The sequence below is a fragment of the Amycolatopsis sp. lyj-84 genome (assembly GCF_046549075.1).
In the GTDB taxonomy this organism is placed as follows: Bacteria; Actinomycetota; Actinomycetes; order Mycobacteriales; family Pseudonocardiaceae; genus Amycolatopsis.
The window spans coordinates 128,328-150,648 of the sequence record NZ_JAJPWO010000002.1; the positions used below are offsets into that span (position 1 = coordinate 128,328).

Annotated in this window: 15 protein-coding genes; 4 read left to right on the plus strand and 11 right to left on the minus strand. The window is 70.7% G+C overall.

The genetic code is table 11. The features are described 5' to 3' along the window. Window positions 1–2 precede the first annotated feature (2 nt). From ACLJRM_RS05975 to ACLJRM_RS05990, 4 genes are all read right to left on the minus strand, one after another. Window positions 3–302, minus strand: coding sequence for an acyl carrier protein (locus ACLJRM_RS05975; RefSeq protein ID WP_410662511.1), 300 nt, complete (start codon window positions 300–302; stop codon window positions 3–5). Continuing rightward, window positions 292–4,533: a beta-ketoacyl synthase N-terminal-like domain-containing protein gene (locus tag ACLJRM_RS05980; RefSeq protein ID WP_410662842.1), complete on the minus strand. Its 4,242-nt coding sequence runs from the start codon at window positions 4,531–4,533 to the stop codon at window positions 292–294. Before ACLJRM_RS05980 ends, ACLJRM_RS05975 begins: the two co-directional genes overlap by 11 nt. A 36-nt stretch (window positions 4,534–4,569) precedes the next feature. Next, on the minus strand, window positions 4,570–11,046 hold the full coding sequence (locus tag ACLJRM_RS05985; RefSeq protein ID WP_410662512.1) for an SDR family oxidoreductase: 6,477 nt from the start codon (window positions 11,044–11,046) through the stop codon (window positions 4,570–4,572). Window positions 11,047–11,508: 462 nt separating this feature from the next. Next, the gene (locus ACLJRM_RS05990; RefSeq protein WP_101606941.1) at window positions 11,509–12,414 is read right to left on the minus strand and encodes a LysR family transcriptional regulator; all 906 of its coding nucleotides are present in this window, start codon (window positions 12,412–12,414) and stop codon (window positions 11,509–11,511) included. Window positions 12,415–12,485: 71 nt separating this feature from the next. On the opposite strand from ACLJRM_RS05990, the gene ACLJRM_RS05995 reads away from it, so the two are divergent. After that, a complete protein-coding gene (locus ACLJRM_RS05995; RefSeq protein WP_410662513.1) occupies window positions 12,486–13,475 on the plus strand; it encodes a YeiH family protein in 990 nt (329 codons plus the stop codon). Here the strand turns inward: ACLJRM_RS05995 and ACLJRM_RS06000 are convergent. Both ACLJRM_RS06000 and ACLJRM_RS06005 read right to left on the minus strand, forming a co-directional pair. Beyond that, window positions 13,453–14,628, minus strand: a complete 1,176-nt coding sequence (locus ACLJRM_RS06000; RefSeq protein WP_410662514.1) for an MFS transporter — start codon at window positions 14,626–14,628, stop codon at window positions 13,453–13,455. The genes ACLJRM_RS05995 and ACLJRM_RS06000 overlap by 23 nt on opposite strands. A gap of 62 nt (window positions 14,629–14,690) precedes the next feature. Next, the gene (locus tag ACLJRM_RS06005; RefSeq protein ID WP_101606938.1) at window positions 14,691–15,587 is read right to left on the minus strand and encodes a DMT family transporter; all 897 of its coding nucleotides are present in this window, start codon (window positions 15,585–15,587) and stop codon (window positions 14,691–14,693) included. On the opposite strand from ACLJRM_RS06005, the gene ACLJRM_RS06010 reads away from it, so the two are divergent. Together ACLJRM_RS06010 and ACLJRM_RS06015 are read left to right on the plus strand one after the other, a co-directional pair. Then, window positions 15,586–17,010, plus strand: a complete 1,425-nt coding sequence (locus ACLJRM_RS06010) for a PLP-dependent aminotransferase family protein (RefSeq protein ID WP_410662515.1) — start codon at window positions 15,586–15,588, stop codon at window positions 17,008–17,010. The two genes, ACLJRM_RS06005 and ACLJRM_RS06010, sit on opposite strands and share 2 nt — an antisense overlap. A 61-nt stretch (window positions 17,011–17,071) precedes the next feature. Then, entirely contained in the window at window positions 17,072–17,770 is a 699-nt protein-coding gene (locus ACLJRM_RS06015) for a Crp/Fnr family transcriptional regulator (RefSeq protein WP_101606936.1), read from the plus strand. Here ACLJRM_RS06015 and ACLJRM_RS06020 read toward each other — a convergent pair. Together ACLJRM_RS06020 and ACLJRM_RS06025 are read right to left on the minus strand one after the other, a co-directional pair. After that, window positions 17,742–18,302, minus strand: coding sequence for a hypothetical protein (locus ACLJRM_RS06020; protein ID WP_101606935.1), 561 nt, complete (start codon window positions 18,300–18,302; stop codon window positions 17,742–17,744). The genes ACLJRM_RS06015 and ACLJRM_RS06020 overlap by 29 nt on opposite strands. A 48-nt stretch (window positions 18,303–18,350) precedes the next feature. Continuing rightward, on the minus strand, window positions 18,351–18,944 hold the full coding sequence (locus tag ACLJRM_RS06025) for a hypothetical protein (RefSeq protein WP_101606934.1): 594 nt from the start codon (window positions 18,942–18,944) through the stop codon (window positions 18,351–18,353). Window positions 18,945–19,121: 177 nt separating this feature from the next. Between ACLJRM_RS06025 and ACLJRM_RS06030 the strand changes: the two genes are divergently transcribed. Further along, complete coding sequence (locus ACLJRM_RS06030; RefSeq protein ID WP_410662516.1) at window positions 19,122–20,609, plus strand: sialidase family protein; 1,488 nt, start codon at window positions 19,122–19,124, stop codon at window positions 20,607–20,609. Window positions 20,610–21,009: 400 nt separating this feature from the next. Here ACLJRM_RS06030 and ACLJRM_RS06035 read toward each other — a convergent pair whose 3' ends face one another. Genes ACLJRM_RS06035 through ACLJRM_RS06045 form a run of 3 tightly spaced genes read right to left on the minus strand, consistent with a single transcriptional unit; the run spans window position 21,010 to window position 22,296 of the window. Further along, the gene (locus ACLJRM_RS06035; RefSeq protein WP_410662517.1) at window positions 21,010–21,480 is read right to left on the minus strand and encodes a hypothetical protein; all 471 of its coding nucleotides are present in this window, start codon (window positions 21,478–21,480) and stop codon (window positions 21,010–21,012) included. Next, entirely contained in the window at window positions 21,481–21,750 is a 270-nt protein-coding gene (locus tag ACLJRM_RS06040) for a DUF1905 domain-containing protein (RefSeq protein ID WP_101606931.1), read from the minus strand. Window positions 21,751–21,789: 39 nt separating this feature from the next. Further along, a complete protein-coding gene (locus ACLJRM_RS06045; RefSeq protein ID WP_168214289.1) occupies window positions 21,790–22,296 on the minus strand; it encodes a flavodoxin domain-containing protein in 507 nt (168 codons plus the stop codon). Window positions 22,297–22,321 lie beyond the last annotated feature (25 nt).

The window sequence follows — 22,321 nt, forward strand, 5'->3', positions numbered from 1 at the left end:
GCTCAAGCCCTCCCGGTCAGGGACGCGACCACGTGGTCGACGAGTTCGCCCACGGTCAGCGCGATGATCTCGTCCAGTTCGCGTTCGGCGATGAACTCGGCGAAGTTGACCTTGTCGCCGTAGTGGTCCCGCAGCCTGCCGGACAGCGTGACGAGGTCGATGCTCTCCAGTTCGAGGTCGTCGTGGAACTTCGTGTCCCGGCCGATGTCCGCGTCGTCCAGCCCGTATTCCTCGAGCAGTTCACGCAGCATCACGGCGATGTCGGCCAAGACCGTCTCGGCCGGCACGGTTTCAGTGGTCATCTTCGTTCTCCGTCCAAGCCACGACGTAGTCCTTCGCGGGCGTGGCGATCGTGGTGTGCCACACCGGATACCGGGTACCGCCCACCTCCACGGTGAGCCGCCCGCCGTCCGCGCCGACGACGGCGAAAGCGCGCGGGTCGCCGCGCAGGCCGGTGCGGAGCCGTTTCGCGACGGCCTCCTTCGCGGCCCAGAACCTGGTGAACCACAAGGCTTCCGGCGCGCGCAGCAGCGCTCGTTCCGCGTCGCCGAGCGCGGCGTCGAGCGTGCTCTCCGTCCGGTCTTCCACGGCCTCGACGTCGATCCCGCACGGCCCGGGGCGCGCGATGGCGACACCGAGCGCGTCCCGATGGGCGATCGAGACGGTGAGGCCGGGCAGCTCGCGGCCATAGGCGCCCGAGACGACCGGCGCTCCGGAGGGATCGTTCCCGACCCGGAGTTCGGCGGGGAAGATGTCGCCTTCGCCGTCCCGCCAGAGCATCCGGCGCACGGCGTCCTTCGCCGCGATCCGCCCGAGCAGCCACGCCCGTTTGCCGCGTGGCTGCTGGACGGCGTAGTCCTTCCGTTCCCCACCGGCCAGCACGTTGCGCATGATCAGGTCCCGCGTCGCCAGATCCGGCCACTGCTCGCGGACCAGCGCCCAGCCGCCGGGCCGGTCTTCCGACAGCGTGGCGCGTTCCGGCCGCCGGTCCATCGCGCGGATCGCCGGATTGCTGTCGAACCGGCGATCGCGCCAGCCCTCGACCTCCGCCCAGACCCGGCCGCCACGGATCAGCTGGACGTCCGCTTCGAGTTCCGCGTCGGTGACCGAGACGATGCGAACGACGCAGTCGAGCCACTCCCCCGGCACCGGATGCTCGCCGTAGAACCGGATCCGCCGCATCCCCACCGGGAACACCGTGGTGCGGCTGGGAAGCCTCGACATGATCCAGTACCCGAGCAGCTGACCGGCGTTGTCCAGAAGCGCCCCCGGCGCCTCCGGCGTCCGCAGGGTCCCGCGCACGTGCCGCTCCCCCACCGCGACCAGTTCCGCGACACCCTGGAACTTCGGGCCGTGGAACATCCAGCGATCGGTGTAGAGCTGTTCGGCGCGCAGCTCCGGCGTCCGTTCGTCCTCGGCGGGGAACGTCCACGGCGCGGGCGGGTCGGCGGGGAATCCGTCGTCCAGCTCGATGACGGCCCGCGAGTACTCGCCCAAGGACACGCTGACCCGGGACCGGCTTTCCGGCACCACGGTCACCGGCACGTCCAGCGCGGGTGTCGCGGCGATCCACTGGTTCAGCCGGACGTCCTCCAGCGCGACCGCGCGCCTGCCCAGCGCCGCCTGTTCGGCGAAGTCCATCAGGTGCCCGATCACCGTCGTGGCGGGGACGACCGGCCACGAGTCGGCGGGATCCGCACCCGGTGGCTGCTTGAAGAAACAGTGGTCGAGCAGATACGGCATCGTCTCGACCGAGACCCGGAGTTCGGTGCGCAACGGCCGGATCCGGGGCACCGGCCTGGCGGCGAACAGTTCCGCCGCCAGACCGGCGGTGTCGGCCAGCAGCCCGGAAAACTCGGCTGCCAGCGGGTTCCGTTCCCCGAGTTTGTCCAAAGTGGACGTCTTGGCCGTGCCGGGCCGGAAGCCGCGCCGGACGCTCTCGTCGAGTGAGACCAGCGCGCCCCCGAGGTCGAGCCGGATCGCCCGGCCGCGTTTCCCGCCGCTTTGGCCTGGCAGGAGTTCGAAAGCCGGATCGGCGCCGTCGGCCCACAGGGCGGTGGCGACCCGCAGCAGTTGCGGAAGGCCGGGCCGGTGCGCGGAATGAGCGGCGACGACGAGGTGTTCGCGGTCGTGCAGGGTGTTCCCGATCAGCGAGCCGAGCTGACCGGCGCCCGTCTGCACGAACGCGCGGAACCCGGCCGCGTACATGTTCTCGACGAGACCGCGGAACCGCACCGGTTCCAGCAGATGCCGGACGAACAGCTCGCGGACCTCCCCGGCCGCCGCCGGATAGGGCCTTCCCGTCGTGGCCGACCAGACCGGGAGTTTCGCCGGGTGCAGGGTATAGCGTTCGGCCGCCTCACGGATCGGACCGAGATACGGCGCGAGCATCGGGGTGTGGAACCCGGACCGGAACGGCAGGACCTGGGAGATCACTCCCTCGGCACGGAAGCCGCGCACGAAGCCTTCGACGGCTTCGGACGGGCCGCAGATCATCGCCTGGTTGGGCGCGTTGTCGTGGGAAAGGACCACTTCGGACTGTCCTTCGAGGACTTCGGAGACCGCGGGCGCGCCCGCGCCGATCACCGCGAAGGCCAGTCCGGGCACCTTGAGCGTGTCCGGGTCGAAGGCGGCCAGGAACGCGTCGACCTCGTCGCCGGCGTGGATCCCGGCGACGGCCATCGCGGTCCACTCCCCCAGGCTGTGCCCGGCGAGCGCGTCCGGGGTCACGCGCAGCCCGCGTAGCGCCGTGTCGAGAAGCCTGCCCAGCTGGAACACGCCTTTGCCGTGCCTGCCGACGTCGCCGACGAGGACGTCCGGCGTTTCCCAGGGAACGCCGAAATGCCGCGCGAGGTCGTCGGCGCCGGCCTCGAATTCGTTCTCCAGACCGGGAAAGACGAACGCGAGTTTGCCGCGGCCCGCGCCGAGCAGCGGTCGTGGAACGAACCAGAGGTCGTTGCGGCCGCGCCAGGGTCTGCCCTTCGCGACCACCTTCCTGGCCAGGGTGAGCCGCTTGGGCGTCGGGTCGACGAGGCCGAGCCTGCATCGGCCGCGGCCGATGTCACCGCTGGTCAAGAGGTCGTCCCGCTCCAGCAGGCAGCCCATCTCGGCGATGGTCGGCGCGGACAGTCGCAGGACCCGTTCGGGTTCTCGGACCTCCGCCACCGCTCGCGTCGCGGCCTGTTCCAGGACGACGTGGGCGTTGATCCCGCCGAAACCGAAGGCGTTGACCCCGGCCCGCCGCACCGGCCGCCGGTCGTCGGTCTCCCATGCCTTCGCCGTGTCGAGCGTCTCGAACCGGGTCTCGGCCAGCGCCGGATGCGGCCGCTCGCAGTGCAGGGTCGGCGGGAGAACACCGTGGTACACGGCCAACGCGGCCTTGACCAGCCCGGCGACGCCCGCCGCGGGCATGGTGTGCCCGATCATCGACTTGACCGAACCGAGCACCGCCGTCGGCTCGTCGGCCTGCCCGAAGACCTCCGCGATCGTCGCCAGTTCGGCGGCGTCGCCCGCGGGCGTGGCGGTCCCGTGCGCTTCCAGGAGCCCGACCGTGGCGGGATCGACTCCAGCCGAGGTCCAGGCCTGCCGGACCGCGCGGACCTGGCCGGCGGAGTCCGGATTGGACAGTCCGGCGGTGCGGCCGTCACTGGCCACGCCGGTACCGGTGACGACGGCGTAGACCCGGTCACCGTCCCGTTCGGCGTCCGCGAGCCGCTTCAGCACCACGACACCGGTGCCCTCCCCGATCAGCACCCCGTCCGCGTCCTGGTGGAACGGCCGGATCCGCTGGCTCCGGGACAGCGCGCCGAGCTGGGAGAACACACTCCAGAAGGTGACGTCGTGGCAATGGTGCACGCCACCGGCCAGTACCACGTCGCAGCGCCCGATCGCCAGTTCGCGCACGGCGTGGTCGACCGCGACGAGCGAAGAGGCGCAGGCGGCGTCCACCGTGTACGCGGGTCCGCGCAGGTCGAGCCGGTTCGCCAGGCGAGAGGCGGCGAGGTTGGGCACGAGCCCGATCGCGGCGTCAGGAGCTTCGGGGCCGAGCCGGTCGGTGAAGGCCCGGCGCAGTTCCTCCAGCCGCTCACCGCTGAGTTCGGGCATCAGTTCGCCGAGAGTCCGGACGACCTGGGTCGCCGTCCGGACCCGCTGGTCCAGACGCACCAGGCCTGGGGTGAGATAGCCGCCGCGGCCGAGGATGACACCGGCTCGCTGCCGGTCGGCGGGCAGCCGGTGCTCGCCACCGGCGTCGGCGATGGCCTGCGCGGCCACCCGCAGCGCGATCAGCTGATCGGGTTCGGTGCCCGGGACCGACGACGGCATCACGCCGAAGCCGGTGACGTCCACTTCGGCCAGTTCACCGACGAAACCACCGCGACGGCAGTAGATCCGGTCCGCCCTCGGTTCCGCGTCGGGCTGGTAGTAGCCGGGATCCCAGCGGTCCGCCGGTACCTCGGTGATCGCGTCGACCCCGTCGACGATGTTGCGCCAGTAGGTCTCGAGATCGGGGGCGCCCGGGAACAGCACCGACATCCCGACGATCGCGATCGGCGGTGTTTCGGCCACCGGTCACCACCCCGACGCGGTGTAGGTGACGGCCGTGAGGTCCTCGTCGCCCCACGCCAGTTCGCGCAGCAGGCTCAGCGTGCCTTCTTCGGGGTCGATCAGTTCGATCCCGCGCCGGGCGTAGTCCCGCATCAGTTCCGGGGTGACCATCCCGTTGTTGACCCCGGTCGGCGCCCATGGTCCCCAGTGGACGGTGAGCCCGCGGCGGCCGTACACGGTGGCCCACCGGTGCCCGAGCGCCTCCAGCGCGTCGTTCGCGGCCGCGTAGTCGGACTGTCCCCGGTTGCCCAGCGTCGCGGCGACGCTGCCGAACAGGACCGCGAACTTCGGGGCCTCCGGCAGTTCGCCCGCCGCCGCGAGCAGGGTGCTCGCCCCTTCGACCTTGGTGCCGAAGACGCGGTCGAACGACGCGGGATCCTTGTCCGCGATCAGCTTGTCCTCGATGACGCCCGCCGCGTAGACGATGCCGTCGATCCGGCCGTGCTCCGCGTGGATCTCCTTGACCGCGCGGTGCACGGCCTCCGCGTCGAGCATGTCCACCGAGTGGTAGCGCACCGGGCTGCCGAGGGCGCCGATCCGCCGCAGGGTGCCGCGGACCTCCCGTTCGGCCTCGATGATCCGGATCGTCCGCTCGATCTCGGCCGGTTTGGCCAGCCCGCTCCCGATCAGGGCCGCGCGCAGTTCCGCCGTCGTCTTCGCCGTGGCGATGTCCGGTTCCTCGCCCTCGATGGGCACGGCCGTGCGGCCGAAGAGCTCGATCCGGCATCGCGACACCGAGGCGAGCGTGGTGGCCAGCCTGGCGGTGATGCCCTTCGCCCCGCCGACGAGGAGCACGACCGAATCCCGGTCCAGACCGAGCGCTTCGGCTTCGGCGGTCCCGTCGCCCGCCGGACCGGCACCCGTGCTGCCGAGCAGGCCGAGACCTTCCTCGGTCATCCGCAACCCGCGCCGCGCGCCGTCACGGCGGACGACGACCGGTTCCCAATCACCGGCGGACAACTCCGCGAGCAGGGTCTCGACCTGTTCGTCCACAGTGGATTCAGGGTGCTGCTCGACCACGCGGGCGACCGTGTCCGGATACTCCCTGGCCACCGTGCGGAAGAATCCCCGGGCTCCGTCGACGGGGCCGTTCGCGATGAGCCAGCGCGGTCCGCGCGCCAGAACGGCTTGGTACAGCGGGAAATCGTCGGGAAACGACGGTGCGAGGTGGAACACCCCGTCCGCGCCGTGCTCCGGCACACCGTGGACCAGTTCGGTCTCCGCGCCGTATCCGGTGAGGCGGGCGACGAGCATCTCGGCGACCTGGCCTTCGCCCACGACGGCGAAGCGGAGCCCGGCGAGCTCCTCGTCGGCGGGGACGGCGTCGGCGAGGTCGAATTCCCGCATCAGATAGCGCTTGGGCGCCACGACGACGGCGTCGGTCTCGACGGCGGGCGGGGCGGCTTCGGTGCCGCCGCCGGTGATCAGGTCCGCGAGGGCGGCCGCGGTCCTGGCCTTGGCCAATTCCTCGGGATCGCCGCCGGTGAGGCCCAGCCGGGTCGCCAGCTCGCCGGCGATCTCGGCGCGTTTGATCGAGTCGACGCTCAGGTCGGCTTCCAGATCCAGATCGGGCTCGATCATGTCGACCGGATAGCCGGTCCGCTCCCCGATCACCTCGACGACGACGTCGAACACCGAACGTTCGGGAGTGACCTCGGCGCGAACGAGCTCGGGTACCGGCTCGGGCGACGTGGGGAGAGCGGGGAGGGCGGCGGGCGGGGCCGGGCGGGCGCCGGGCTCCGTGCCGAAATAGCCGAGCAGGACGTCCCGTTGCGCGGCGATCATCTCACGACTGGTGCGGAGGAACTCCGAAACGAGCGCCTCACCGCCGTCGGTGCCGGGCCGGGATGTCACGATCGCCTCCGTGGGGATTCGCTGGGCTGGATGCAGTGCCGCGGTGGGGATCCGGCCGTCGGCGGTGCGGACGAGCTGTCCGTCGACGGTCCAGCCCGCCTTCTTCGGCGGCCGCGCGGACAGCGCGTCCGTGCACGCGCGCCCGGTGAACAGCCTGCCGGTGCGGACGTCCACGCCCGCGACCGCCAGCCTGGCCAGGGCGGCGAGGAAACCGGGGATCCCGGTGCGGCGGCCGCTCTCGAAGGTGACCGTCCGATGTGGACGGCCGTCGAGAACGGCGGCGGCGAGCCGGGTGAGGACGGATCCGGGACCCGTCTCGACGAACGTCCGGGCGCCCGCCCCGTACATGGCTTCGATCTGGTCCGCGAACCGCACCGGCGCGCCGATCTGCGCGGCCAGTTCGGCACGGATCCCGTCCGGTGACGACGGGTAGGTGCCGGCCGTCCGGTTGGCCCACACCGGGATCTCCGGTCCGGTGACCGGGACGGTGTCGAGCACGCGGGCGAACTCCGTCTCCGCCGGGGCGACCAGGGGGCTGTGGAACGCGCAGGCGACCGGGAGCGTCTTGACCCCGGCCCCGCGGTCCCGCAACCGTTCCACGGCGACGCCGACGGCGGCGGTCGGGCCGGAGATCACCGTCTGCTTCGGCGAATTCCGGTTGGCGAGGACGACGGTCTCGTCGAGGCCCTCGGCGACGAGCGCGGCGGTGACGTCGTCGGCGCTCGCGGCGACGGCCGCCATCGCTCCCGGGTCGCCGCCGCCGGTCGCGCCGAGGATCGCCTCCGCCCGTGCCTCGCTGCACGCGAGCAGCGACGCCGAACTCAACGCGCCCGCGGCGGTCAGCGCGACCAGTTCGCCGTAACTGTGGCCCGCGACCATCGAGGGCCGCACCCCGGCCTTCTCCAGCAGATGGTGCGCGGCGAGGCCCACGATCCCGAGCGCGGGTTGCGCGGCCCGGGTGTCGGTCAGCCGGGCGAGCTGAGCCTCGCGTTCCGCCTCGTCGAACGCGGCGGGCGGGAACAGGGCGTCGACGGTGTTCCCGGCGCGCGCGAGGTAGCGCCGCAGTTCGGGGAACGCGACGAACAGGTCCGCGAACATCCCGGGCCGCTGGCTGCCCTGCCCGGGGAAGAGGAACGCGATCTCGCCCGCCGGTTCGCCGTCGGCGGTGAAGATCCCCGCGTTCTCGTCCCGATCCCCCGCGATGGCCCGGCGTAGCAGGACGACCAGTTCGTCCACAGTGGACGCGAGGACGGCGAACCTCGTACGGCCACCCCGCCCTTCCGCCCGGCGGGACGCGGCGAGCGCCAGATCGCGCAGATGCCAGCCCTCACCGGTGGCGGCCAGGAGATCCTGCGCGGCCTTGATCGCGGCCGCGTCGTCCTCGCCCGCGAACAGGAAGAGTTCCGCGGGCCATTCGTCGAGGGTCTTCGCGGGCGGGACGGCGCCTTCGTGGGCGGTGAGGACCACGTGGAAGTTGGTGCCGCCGAAGCCGAAGGCGCTCACCCCGGCGACGCGCTCGTCCTCGGCCCACGGCCGCGCTTCGGTGTGGAACGCGAACGGGCTGCTCGTCGGATCCCACGCGGGATTCGGCCGCTCCAGGTGCAGCGTCGGCGGTTTGACGCCGGTGTGCAGCGCGAGGCTCGCCTTGATCAGCCCGGCCAGCCCGGCGGCGCATTTCGTGTGGCCGATCTGGGACTTCACCGAACCGAGCGCGCACCGGCCGGGTTCGGCGCCCGCCTCGGTGAAGACCTGGGTGAGGGTGCCGAGTTCGGTGCGGTCGCCGACGACGGTGCCGGTGCCGTGCGCTTCGACGAGCCCGACGCGCGACGGCGAGATCCCGGCGTTGCGGTACGCCCTGGTCAGCGCGTTGTGCTGCCCCTCGGGCCGCGGCGCGGTGAGCCCGAGCGCCCGGCCGTCGCTGGCGCTGCCGACGCCCTTGATGACGGCGTAGACCCGGTCGCCGTCGCGTTCGGCGTCCGCCAGCCGTTTCAGGACGACGCATCCGACGCCCTCGCCCAGCGCGATCCCGTCGGCGCCGCCGTCGAAGGTGGCCGAGCGGCCGGACGGGGAGAGTGCGTGCACCGAGGAGAACAGCAGGTAGTCGTTGATGCCGTTGTGCAGGTCGGCGCCGCCGCACAGGACGAGGTCGCTGGTGCCGGTGACGAGTTCCTTGCAGGCGGCGTCGACGGCGGTCAGCGACGACGCGCACGCCGCGTCGACCGTGTAGTTCGCGCCGCCGAGGTCGAGGCGGTTCGCGATCCGGCCCGCGATGACGTTGGCGAGGACGCCGGGGAACGAGTCCTCGGTGAGGCGCGGCAGCTGGCGGTCGAGTTCGGCCGGGAGTTCGCCGAGGTAGGACGGGAGCACGGTCCGCAGGGTCATCGCGTTGGACAGGTCGCTCCCGGCCTCCGCGCCGAAGATCACCGACGTGCGGGACCGGTCGAAGGCACGTTCGGCGTAGCCGGCGTCGGCGAGCGCCCGCCTCGACACTTCCAGTGCCAGCAGCTGGACGGGTTCGATGCTCGCGAGCGACGCGGGCGGGATGCCGTGGTCGAGCGGGTCGAACGGGATCTCCGGCAGGAAGCCGCCCCACCGCGACGGTGTCTTCTCGCCGTCACCATCGGGCGCGTAGTAGAGCGATGGATCCCAGCGCTGGGGCGGGACCTCGGTGACCGAGTCCACTCCGGACAGGATGTTCGCCCAGAACGACGGGAGATCACCCGCCTGCGGGAACACGCAGGCCATCCCCACGATGGCGATGTCGAGCGGTTCCGGGGCTGGCTCGTCGTCCCGCTCGCCGAGCAGTTCGGCGGCACGGGCTTCGCGGAACGCCAGCGCCCCGGGACCGGCGGCTTCGTGCAACCGGGCGATCGTGGTGACCTCGGAGCGGAGGACCGCGACGTCACCCGCCATGAACATGCCTTCGGCGAGCTGCCGGTCTTCGGCGACCGGGCTCAGCGCGTCCCCGATCCGCTCGATTCCCTTGCTGGCCAGGCGAAGCCGTCCGACGTTGAGCTTCTCCAGCCGCTCCCACGCCGCACGATCCGGTACTTCCCGGTCTTTCAACTCGCGTTTGAGCTCCGCGTACTCGGTCGTGAAGGCCGAACGCACGCATCGCGTCGCGTGGCCCGGAGCGGTCTCCAGCAGGTCGGTGCGCGTGGCTTCGACGACCTGGCGCTGGAACAACGGCAGGATCGCGCCCGCGCGGACGGCCTCTTCGGTGAACAGGTACGCCGTCCCCATCAGGAGGCCGACGGTCGCGCCGAGCCGGGTCAGCGGCGCCGCGGCCGCGGCGACCATCGCGGCCGACCGCTCGTCGTGCACTCCACCCGCGAAGTACACCTCGATCTCGCCCGCGTACTCGAGAAGCACACCGATCTGGGCTTCCCACAACGGAAAACTGGCCCTCGGGCCGACGTGCCCGCCGCATTCGGCACCTTCGAAGACGAATTTGCGCGCCCCCGCTTCGAGGAACTGGCGCAGCAGTCCCGGTGACGGGACGTGCAGGAACGTCGAGATACCGGCGTCTTCCAGCGCCTTCGCCTGCGCCGGGCGGCCTCCGGCGATGATCACGTGACTCGGCCGGACCTCGCGGATCACCTCCAGTTGCGCGGCTCGGACCTCCTCCGCGGCGAACCCGAGGACGCCGACACCCCAAGGCGCGTCACCCAGTGTCGCCTTGGTCTTTTCGAGCATCTCGCGAGTCTGCGCGGGCCCGGACAACGCCAGTGCCAGGAACGGCAGCGCTCCCCCGGCGGCGACGGCTCCGGCGAACTCGGGTTGATCGCTGACCCGCGTCATCGGACCCTGCGCGAGCGGCAGGGCACCGCCGGAAGCGGTGAGGCCACCGGCGATCGACGCGTGGACGGCCCGGATCGCGGCCGGGAGCGTTCCCCAGGTGTCGCGCAAACGCTGGGGCAGGAACGCGTCCTGCCCCACTTCCAGGTCCGGACGTCGGCGGAGGCCCCGTATTCCGCCGTCCACAATGGTCTCGGAACCGTCGAGACCTTCCAGGGCCATGGTGACGTCCGACGGGAGATCCGCTTCGGGGAGCAGCGCGAACGCGGTGTCGAGCACGACGCCGGCGGCGCCACCGGTGACCGCGGCGGCCGCCGTATGCACGCCTATCCCGCCGTACGCCCAGACCGGGACCCCGATCGCCGGGTCGGCCAGCAACTGCTGCAGGAAGACGAAGGTGCCGAGTTCGCCGATCCTGCCGCCCGCCTCGTGACCTCGGGCGACGAGACCGTTCGCCCCGGCGGCGACGGCTCGCACGGCTTCGTCCCGGCTGGTGACTTCGGCGAGTACCCGCCGGTCACCGAAGTCCACAGTAGACAGTGTGGTGCCCGCGGCGAGCAGAACCGTGTGCACCGCCAGGGGAAGCTCCGCCGGTCTCGCGACGCGGACGCCGAAGCCGGTTTCGAGCAGACTCTCCGCCAAGTCCAGTTCTTCGCGCGCGGCCCGGTTTCCGCTGGTCAGGTCCAGGACACCGAGCGCACCGGCACGCGTCGCCGCCGCGGCGAACCGAGCGGAGGGCACACCGAAGGGATGCACCGCGATGAGCAGATCCGCCGTACCGGTCGACATTGAGGCATCGGCGCCACGAAGCGACTTACCCACGGGAAGCCTCCGAGCACACGGAAGAGTGATTTGGTTACCGGGCGTACTTAAACGCAGGCGGGGCTTCACGTCAATACTCGACAGTAGGGTTTCCGGTCACAGGAACCGGATGGCGGTACGCCGACCTGCGAAACGCGAGGATCGTCGCGAAAAATTAGCGTTCCGGATACAGGGCGGACATCCACGACGCGCGGTTTTCCCGCAGTAGCAGGGAAGAACCGTCAACGACCAGGTGTCCCAACACCCGATACGCCATCCGGCCTGTTACCCGGAGTTCACCATTCCGCTTTAGCCAGTACCACCGGAAATGGTGGTCCACCGCCATTCCGGGGAATTGCCGACGATTCGCCCTATCGTCGGTATCACCCCGGCGGGGCTTTCGGTATCACGCGCGATTAACGGACCGTTCACAGAGAAACGTGAAAGGACTCAGCGGGATTTCGCATTCCGCACCGCGATGGCCAGCAGCGCGGCGGCCGGACCGGCCAGCCGCCGCCCGGCGGGCCAGACCGCCCGTAGTTCCCGGCCGAAGTCGACGCCCTCGACGGCGACCGGGACGAGCCTGCCTTCGGCGACGTCCCGGACGATGGCGAGTTCACTGATCACCGCCGGACCGGCACCCGCGATCACGGCGTTGCCGACCGCGGAGGCCGAACCCAGTTCCAGCAACGGTTTCGCCGGTCCGACACCGGCCTTGCGCAGCGCGGTGTCCACGGTCTCCCTGGTCCCGGAACCCGGTTCGCGGACCACGAGTGGCGTGATCGCCAGTTCGGCCGCGGTCACGGGCCGTCGCTTGCGGGCCCATGGATGGTTTCCGGGCACGACGAGGACCAGTCGATCGGTGGCCACCCGCTTCGACGAAAGGCCGGGTAACGAGCCGGGCGACTCGACGAACCCGAGGTCGACCTTGCCCTCCCTCGCCAGTTCGGCGGCCTGATCGGAATTGGTGACCTCCAGGCCGAGGTACAGCCCGGGGTCGCCGCGTTTGAGCTCGCCGATCCAGCCCGGCACCAGATACTCGGCCAGGGTCATGCTCGCGGCGACCCGCAGTTGCGCCTCGTGCTGGGTGCGCAGCGCTTCGGCACCGTCGAGCAGGCCGTCGACTTCGGACAGCACACGACGCGCCCAGCCCGCGATGACCTGGCCGTCGGGGGTCAGCACGGAACCCCGCCGCGTCCGGTCGACCAGCACCAGTCCGAGTCGTCGCTCGACTGTGGACAGTCGTTTGCTCGCCGACGGCTGCGCGATCCCGAGCCTGGTCGCGGCCTGCCCGATGCTGCCGAGTTCGTCCACGAGAACCAGCAGGCGCAGGGAGTCCAGATCGGGTGTGGTCATAGCTCAAGTCTATGACCTACCCCTGGTACTCACGGCTACCGAGGCCACCCCGGCCGGGCGAGGCTCGAACCATGAGCAAGACGCACGTGAGACCGGCGAAGCCCTACTTGACCGCGCTGACCATCACCGGCGCCGGAGTGGCCGCCGCGTACCTGGTCGGCACCGCGGTCCCGGTCGTCAGCGCGCTCACCATCGCCGTCGTGCTCGGCATCCTCGCCGGCTCGCTGCCGTCGTTGTCGGACGAGACCCGGAAAGCGATCTCCGGAGTCACCAAGAAGCTGCTTCGTGCCGGTGTCGTGCTGCTGGGCCTGCAGCTTTCGCTCCCGTCGGTCCTCGCGCTGGGCCCCGGCACCCTGCTCGCCGTGGTGCTCACGGTCGGCATCACGTTCCTCGGCACGATCGGTCTCGGCAGGCTCCTCGGGGTGCCGCGGGGCCTGGCGATGCTGGTCGCGACCGGGTTCTCGATCTGCGGCGCGTCCGCCATCGCCGCGATGGAAGGCGTCGTCAAACGGGAGGACTCCGACGTCGCGACCGCGGTCGCGCTGGTCACCTTCTACGGCGGGCTCGCCATCGCGGCCGTCCCGCTGCTCGGCGGCTGGCTGCGCCTCGACGCGGCCCGGATCGGCGAATGGGCCGGGCTCAGCGTGCACGAGGTCGCGCAGGTCGTCGCCGCGGCCACCCCCGCGGGCAGCGCGGCCATCGCGGTCGCCATCGTGATCAAGCTCAGCCGGGTGGTCCTGCTGGCCCCGATGGTCGCCGCGGCCGGCGTGGCCGAACGCCACCGTCCCGCCGACGGGAAGCGGCCGCCGCTGGTCCCGCTGTTCGTCCTCGGTTTCCTGGCGATGGCTGCCGTGCGCAGCACCGGGATCGTGCCGGGTTTCGCGCTCGACGTCGCCAAGGTCGCCTGCACACTGTTGCTGGCCGGAGCGCTGTTCGGGCTCGGCTGCGCGGTGCGGATCGGCACGCTCGTCCGCACCGGGGGCCGTGCCCTGGTGCTCGGCCTGCTCTCCACCCTGCTGGTCGGCACCACCGCCCTGGTCACGCTGTCCGTGCTCGGCTGAGAACGGCCACGGCGAGCAGCGCGACCACCCCGCCGGCGACCATCACGGCCGGGACGGAGACCGAGTCGACGACGATCCCGCCGAGAAGCGCGCCCGCCGAGAGGGTCGCCTGGAACGACGAGGTGAACAGCACCGACGCGGCTTCGGGCGCCTGCGGTGCCGCCTTCGCGAACCACGTTCCCGAACAGACCGGGACCGCACCGTAGGCGAAGCCCCAGACGACCAGCAGGGCGAGCGCGGCTGCTTTCGAGTCGCCGAGGAACGGCAACGCGAGCGTCGCGAGACCGATCAGGCCCGCGGCGGCGAGGAAAGTGAGCCGCAGATCGCGGGCGATCGCCACGCCCGCGACGAAGTTGCCCGCGATCCCGGCGGTGCCGTAGACGAGCAGGAAGACGGTGATCAGCTCCGGGCTCACCTGCGTCACCTGGCGCAGGAGCGGCGTGACGTAGGTGTAGGTCCCGAAGTGGGCGAGCACGACCATCACCGTGACGAGCAGACCGAGCCGGGTCGCCCGGCCGCGGGTCAGCTCGCGCAGGACGTCGAGCCGGGTGGTGCCCGCGGGCGGCAGTGGAGGCAGCGTGAGGGCCAGCGCTGCGAGCACGCCGAACGTGAAGACGGCCATCACGGCGAAGGCCGCCCGCCAGCCGAAGAGTTCGCCGACGAACGTTCCCGCCGGAACTCCCAGAACGGAGCCGAGCGGCACGGCGGAGAAGATCACCGCGGTCGCCGTACCCGCGCGTGCGGGGCCGACGAGCCGCGCGGCGAGCCCGGAACCGATCGCCCAGAACGCGCCGATCACCAGTCCGACCAGTACTCGCGAGACGAGCACCGCCCAGTAGGCCTGCGCGGTGGCCGCGAGGACGTCGGCCAGGGCCAGCACCACCATCAGCGCGCACAGCAGGGCGCGCCGGTCGATCCGGCCCGCGGCGACGGTGACGGCCGGTGCGGCGAGCGCGGCGAGGAACCCGGGCAGGGTCATGGTCAGGCCCGCCGTCCCCGGTGTGATCCGGAAGTCCTCGCCGATCGGGGTCAGGAGGCCGATCGGCAGGATCTCCGTGGTGACGAGGGAGAAGATCCCCAGTGTCACCGCGAGGACGGCGAGCCATCCCTTCAGCGGGGTCCGGGCGGTGGTGTCGAGGGTCGGGGCGATCATGTGCCCCAGCCCATCACCGCGCGGACACCGCGGTCTGGCGGAATCGCGACGTGGCCGTGTTGCTAACTCCGGGACCGCTGGGTCACCACGATGCAGGCGACCACGATCAACGCCGTCACCGGCGCGGCCGCCGGAAGGTGCTCACCGAGCAGCAGGACCGCCCAGACCAGCGTCAGCAACGGCTGGGCCAGCTGCAACTGGCTCGCCCGCGTGACCCCGATCTCGGCCATTCCCTTGTACCAGGCGAAGAACCCGCCGAACTGCGAGATGAGCGCGACGTACAGCAGACCGGCGATCCCCTCGCCGGTGACGTGCAGCGGCTCGGTCACGAGGCCGAAGACGGCGAACGCGGCGGTCACCGGCAGCGCGAGCACCAGCGCCCAGCCGATCACCTGCCAGCCCGCCATTTCCCTGGCGAGCCGCCCGCCCTCGGCGTACCCGAACGCGCACAGCACGAGCGCGCCGAACAGGAACAGGTCCGCCGTGGACAGTCCGCCGCCGCTCTGGCCGACGGTGAACACCACGACGGCGCTCGCGCCCACCGCGGCGGCGAGCCAGAACCGGCGGGACGGCCGGTGCCCGGTGAGTCTCGACGAGACGACGGCGGTGGCCATCGGCAGCAGCCCGATCACCACCGCCGAATGCGCCGTCGACGACGTCTGCAGGGCGAGCGTGGTCAGTACCGGGAACGCGAGGACACACCCGAGGGCGACCACGGCGAGGCCGCGCCACTGCTCGCGCTTCGGCAGCGGGACCCGGAAGGCGCGGAGACAGGCGGCCGCGACCAGCGCGGCCAGGACGCTCCGCACACCGGTGGCGGTCCACGGGCCGAAGCCCTTGAGCGCCCAGACGGTGGCGGGGAACGTGAAGGAGAAGGCGAAGACACCCAGCGCCGCCAGGGCGGTCCCGGAGCGGACCGCTACTGCCCGGTCCGCGATAGCGCTATCATCCAGTCTCATGTCCGATGGTAGCAGTGTCACCAGCCTGGTCACCCAGCTGCGGTCCGAGCTTGAGCGCTATCCGATTGAAGGAAAGCTCCCGTCCAGCCGGGAGCTCGTCCGGCAGCTGAAGGTCAGCCCGGTGACGGTGTCGCGCGCCATCGCCGCGCTGGCCGCGGAAGGCCTGGTGACCAGCCGTCCCGGGGCCGGCGTCTTCCGCGCCCCGCCCCCTCGCGAGGTCGCGGTGACCGGCGACGTCTCGTGGCAGGAGGTGGCGCTGAGCTCACAGACCGGGATCCGCGCGATCGACGCGACCGGAGTACTCGCGGCGCTGAGCGACCCGCCGTCGGGTGTCATCGATCTCAACGGCGGCTACACGCATCCAAGCCTCCATCCGGAACGCGAACTCGCGACGGCGTCGGCCCGCGCAGGACGCCGTCCCGGCGCGTGGACCCGGCCGCCGATCTGCGGCCTGCCCGAACTGCGGGCCTGGTTCGCCCGCGACATCGGCAGCCCGGTGAACGTCGAGAACGTGCTGGTCACCGCGGGCGGGCAGAGCGCGCTGACCACGGCGTTGCGCGCGCTCGGCGCCCCCGGCGCGCCGGTGCTGGTGGAATCGCCGACGTACCCGGGGATGCTGGCCATCGCGAGGGCTTCGGGGCTGCGGCCGGTACCGGTGCCGATCGACCGCGACGGCGTCCGGCCCGAACTGCTCGCCGACGCCTTCCGCGACACCGGCGCCCGCCTGTTCGTCTGCCAGCCCGCCTTCCAGAACCCGACCGGCGCCGTGCTGTGCGCCGAACGCCGGGCCGAGGTCCTGCGGATCGCCCGTGACGCGGGCGCTTTCGTCATCGAGGACGATTTCGCTCGCCTGATGGCACACCCCGGCAGCCCCGCTCCCCCGCCACCGCTGGTGGCCGACGACCCCGACGGTGTCGTGGTGCACATCCGGTCGCTCACCAAACCGGCGTCACCGAGCTTGCGGATCAGCGCGCTGGCCGCCCGCGGCCCGGCACTGGAACGGCTGCGCGGGCTCCACGCCGTCGAGAGTTTCTTCGTCCCGCGGCCGCTGCAGGAAACCGCCCTCGAGCTGGTGAGTTCCCCCGCGTGGACACGCCATCTGCGGACCCTCGCCGTCGCGTTGCGCGAACGCCGCGACGTCGCCGTCTCGGCGCTGCGGGAGTTCCTGCCCTCCTGGCGCGCCGTCCCGGTCCCGACCGGTGGATATCACCTGTGGCAGCCTCTGCCCGGTTTCGTCGACGAAGTCGCTTTGACCAGCGCCGCTTTCCGCGCCGGAGTAGCGGTCACGCCCGGCAGGCTCTACTTCGCGGCCGAGGCTCCGGGGCCCTATCTGCGCCTGAGTTACGTCAGCACCGCGACCGGCGCGCAGGTGCGGGACGGGATCAAACGCCTTTCCCAGGCATACCAAGAGATCTCGGGTTAACCCTGCCCGAGCGGCATGCGGCCCGTGCTCGTACCATCGCGCACGGAGGCGAAGAACAGGCATGACACAGCCGGCGGCGGAGCCGCACGATTCACCCGGCAGGCTCTGGGAACTGCTCGACGACGGCCAGCGCAAGGCGTTGCGCGCCGAGGCCGAGCTGCGTCGGTACCCGGCCGGGACGGTGATCATCCGCGAGGGCGACCGGTCGGACTGGGTGCTGATCCTGATGACCGGGCGGGTCAAGATCACGTCGGTGTCCACCGGCGGCTACGACGCGGTGCTCGCCGTCCGCGATCCGGGCGACATCATCGGCGAGATGGCGTCGATGGACGGCGCCCTGCGCTCGGCGACGGCGATCGCCGTCGAACCGGTCACCGGGCTGTGGCTGTCCTCGCGGGCGTTCAACTCCGTGCTCCGCGAACACGCCGGCATCTCCGTCGTCCTGCTCCGGATCATCACCTCCCGACTGCGCTACGCCAACTCTCGCCGTACCGAATTCGGCGACAGCACCGCCGCCGAACGCATCGCCGCGATCCTGGTCGATCTCGCCGAGCGGTACGGCGTCCCCGTCCCCGACGGCACCCTGATCGCTCTCCGGATCAGCCAGCAGGACCTCGCGGGACTCGCGTCCGCGTCACGGGAAGCCGTCGCGCGGACGCTGCGGACCTTGCGCACCGACGGACTGCTCAGCACCGGGCGCCAGCGGCTCGTCGTCCGGAGCCTGAAGGACCTCAGGCAGCTGGCACCCGACGACCGCTGAGCCGCCACGGCAGGCCGAAATGCCGCTCCACCCGCGCTCCGGTGGCGGAGAACAGTTTCCGCACGCGCGGCTCGTTCTCCGGGTCGAAGTCCGGCGTGGTCCCGATCAGTTCGCCGAGCTCGCGGGTGAGCCTGGCCGCGGCGCTCCCCGGCACCAGCAGGACCCGCACCGGCGCGAGGCTGCGCACGGCCGGCGGCGGCGCGATGAGATCGATCCGGGCCCGGATGAGACCGGTGAGCCTCGCCAGCCAGAGGAAGGCGCCCACCGCCGCCCAGGCCACCAGCTCCGCCAGGATGACCGGGGACAGGATCAGCGCCAGCCCGGCCGCCTGCGCGACGGCGAACCCCAGCATCAGCCAGTCCTCGAAGCCCGGTCGTTTCCCCGCGGCGGGCCCGCCGCGGAGCCGGGTGAACGACACTTCCCGGTAGCTCTCGCTCTCGGTGACGATGGCGAGCGGGCGGATCCGGCGCAGCCAGGGCGCGAACCGGCGCACGATCAGCCACTCGCCGCCGTCGGTATCGGTCACCCGCATCACGTTCCCCCTCACCGGTGACCGGATCCTGGCACAGATCGCCCGCCGTCATGTGGCGATCGCGGCAGTCCGGCGGCGGAGCAGGGTGCGGTGCTTCTCCACTCGCACGTCGAAACGGTCGAGTACTTCACGCACCGCGGGGTCACCCGGATCGAACATGATCCGGTCACGGAACAGGGCGCGCAGTTCGGTCGTCAACGGGTCGGCGAGATCGCGGTGGACCTTGAGGATCGCCAGCGAGACCAGGCCGGTCCGATCCTTGTTCCAACCGGCGACATCGACCCGCTCGGGTGCCTTCCGGAACCACCGGACGGTCTGTGCGACGGACCCCGCGACGCCCTGCGCCAGCATCTCCAGCCACCGGACCGGCACCAGCAGCAGCCCGAAGAGCAGATAGAACGGGATCTCGACGAGCGCTTCCAGGAAGACCAGCACGCCGAGCAGTCCGACGGCCGCCTTGTTCACGGGCCCGTCCTCGGGGTCGTCGTTGGGCAGGTCCTTGAGATACAGCGTCCAGTCCGCGGTGATCTTGTAATGCCGGTAACCACCTTTGAGGAACGCGAACGGCTGAACCCACCGGCGCCACGGCGCGAAACGGCGAATGATCTCCCACTGACGCCCCTCGGGATCGATCACCTTCATGCGGCCCTCCCCTTCCGATGTCGCGCCGTGGCCGGCTGAAGGAACTTTGACAGGGAACGGCCTCTCGTTCTGCGTCACCTGACACAGAACGCGAAACCGGGTTGTACGCGCCTTGTACGACCGGGAAGGACTCTGATGTCCCGTCACCCGGAACACGATCCAGGACGGAGCATTCCCGTGAAGATCTCTCGCGTCGCACAGGGCCTTTTCGTGGCCCTCGTCGCCATCGCGGCGGTCGGCGCCTCCCCCGCCGCGCCGGCCGCGACCGCCGCCGTTGGAAACACGGTGGTGTACAAAGAGAAAACAGAAGGTTACGACTGTTTCAGAATCCCCGCCGTCGTCAAGGCGAACAACGGCGAACTGCTCGCGTTCGCCGAGGCCCGCAAGGGCGGTGCCAGCTTCTGCAACGACCGCGGCGACATCGATCTCGTCGTGAAACGCTCGGCCGACAACGGGAAGAGCTGGAGCGCCTCGAAGGTCGTCATCGAAGGTTTCGGTGACACCAAAGGAAACCCGACGCCGATCGTGATCCCCTCCACCGGGCGGATCGTGCTGCTCTCGGTGATGGAATGCGTCAAGAACCCCGACTGCAACCGGATTCCGCGCGTCTCGATCAGCGACGACCACGGCAAGACCTGGGCCGCCCCCAAGGTGCTCACCACGCAACTCGGGTTCGCCACCGCGCCGGAGTGGCTCGCGACCGGCCCGTCGCACGGCATCGTGCTGACACGCGGCGCGCACGCCGGCCGGATCGTCGCCGGGATGAGCTACACCACCGGCGGCAAGAACAGCGGCGCGCTCATCTACAGCGACGATCAGGGTGTCACCTGGAAACGCGGCGCCACCGACAGCCCGGCGGCGACCTTGAACCCGCAGGAGATCAGCGTCACCGAACTGCTCGACGGCCGGGTCTACGCCGCGGCGCGCAACCAGGCCAACAACGGCGACAAGTGCCTGAGCGGTGGCGCGAAGAACCGCGCGTACGCCCTCAGTTCCGACGGCGGCGCGAGCTTCTCGACCAAGTTCACCTTCGAAGAGGACCTGATCACCCCGGTCGTGCAGGCCTCGACCGCGCGGATGACCGCGACCGACAAGGCGGGCAAGTACAACCGGATCCTGTTCGCCGCACCGTCGGTGTGCGACCGCCGCAAGGAACTCGTCGTGCGCTCGTCGTTCGACGAAGGCGCGAACTGGCAGGGCAACTCCGCCGGAACGCTGGTGTGGAGCGGCGATGCGGCGTACTCCGACATGGTCCAGCTGTCATCGGGTTCGGTCGGCGTGCTGTACGAAGCGGGCCCGGCGGGCAACGCCAACGAGACCATCCGCTTCTCGACCGTCACCGAGGCGACGCTCGGCGCCCCGGCGTGCGGCAGCGGATACGGCGTGATCGACTCGGCGCCGCTCGGCACGGCGGGCACGGTTTACCTGTCCTACAACGCTTCCATCGGACAGAACTGCGTCAGCACGATGAAGAGCGCGTCCGCGGGCACCGCGACCGCGACGTCGGCCTACCTCGAGGTCCAGGGGTCGGCCCGGCTCACCGACTCCGGGTCGTTCTCGTGGTTCGCCGGTCCGGTGCGGGCGGCCGCGGCGGACAAATGCGTGAAGTGGGGCGGTTCCGCGGGCGGGACGAAGTACGACAGCCCTTCGGAACACTGCGGCTGAGCACTGGGTCTCGTGAGTGGTAAGGACGGTTAAAGCGGACCGGTATTTGCCTACCTACGCGTGACCAGGGCGAAGATGGTGTGCGGTAGTCGAGGGGATCCGCTCAGGTCTCGGAGTTCGATGACACCGGAATCTCACCGCGGCACGTTCGAATGTGGAGGATGTTTGACGATGAAGGAATTGGGACGTTGAGTGTCCCCGATCCTCCGTTGATCAAGACCGTGCCACCCCACAACCTCGCGGACGGCAGTCGAGTGGGGAAGATTTGGGACGTTGAACGTCTCAAATCCTCCCCACTCGCCCACATCGGCATCCAGAACAAAGCCCCACAAGCTCACCGAGATGACATCAGGAGCCAGGGGGTAGGCAAATACCGGTCCACCAGAACCGTCCTTACCACTCACGACTTCGGCGGGCGCAACCGTGGGGAAAGCTTGGTGAGCGCCAGCTTTTCCAGCTGTTCCGAAATCTCCGCGAGCCCGGCGTCGAACCGGTCCAGGTCCACGCCCCGGCCGGACAGGTCGTCGCGGACGTGCTTCTCGACCTTCGCCCAGTCGTTGCGGTACTTGGTCGCGAGTTCTTTCCACGGCACGCCTGCCAGCTCGACGGCGAGGCCGCTGTCGTAGGTCAGCACGCCGCGCACCATCAAGTACGCGATACCCGGGTATCCGAGGTATCCCTGCCAGTAGGACCCGTTGTCGTTGGCCGTGATCGAGCCCGCGGCCGGATCGTGGCGGACGTCGTACGTCTTCGCCTTGTCCGACGACGCGACGCGCGCCGTGTCACCGTCGACCTCGACCCGCCCGTCGGCCACCGCGCCGAGCGCCTCGTAGATCTTGATGACCGGGGAAGGCTTCCAGTCCGCGACCACTCAGCCCTCTAACCGTTCGAGCAGGACGACGTCGACCGTGTCACCCTCTCCCTTGCCGATCGCCTTGCGCACGTCGGCCTTCACCGGGAGTTTGTGGGTGCCGTCGCCGAGTGCCATGAACGAACTCCGGAACGGATGTCCGTCGATGGTGCCGCGCACTTTCACCAGCCCTTTGGTGCCGAAGTACTCGGCGGAGCCGGGCATGATCACGTACGTCCAGCCGCCCTTCTCCGGGCTCTTGAGCAGCTTCGCGGTGAACTTTTTGTCCATGGAAACACCCTACAACAGGACACTTATCAAACTGTGCTGTCAAAGGGTGACGCGAATACGCACGCGTCGGCCGACATCGCGTGCCCAGGCCCGGATCGACGGCCAGTCCCGGAAGTCTCCGGCCCAGGGGCCCATCGCCATGATCTTCCAGAACAGGCCGCTCGCGGTGGCGGGCGTGAGCTTGCCGCCGAAGGTGGCCGTGCGCTCGGCGTCGATCCGTGCGGCCAGCAGGGCGACCCCCGCGGGCAGGCTGACCCGTTTGCCCGCGGCGAGCGGTCCGCAAGGCCCGCTGTGGAACAGCCAGACCGGGCGGTTCCGGAGCGCTTCCTCGTGTTCGGTGAGCAGGCGCACCGCCTCCGGCCGCCATCGCCGGTGGTGCAGCGCGCTCCCCAAGATCACCGCGCCGTACGGTTCGACGTCCTCGACCTCGGCGGCGTCCAGCAGATCGGCCGTCAGACCGCTCTCGCGCAGCTCGGCGACGATCACCTCGGCGATCTCCCTTGTCCCGCCGGACCGGCCGGCATGGGCGACGAGCACTGCGGTCATGCCTCCATTGTCCGCGCGGCCGCAA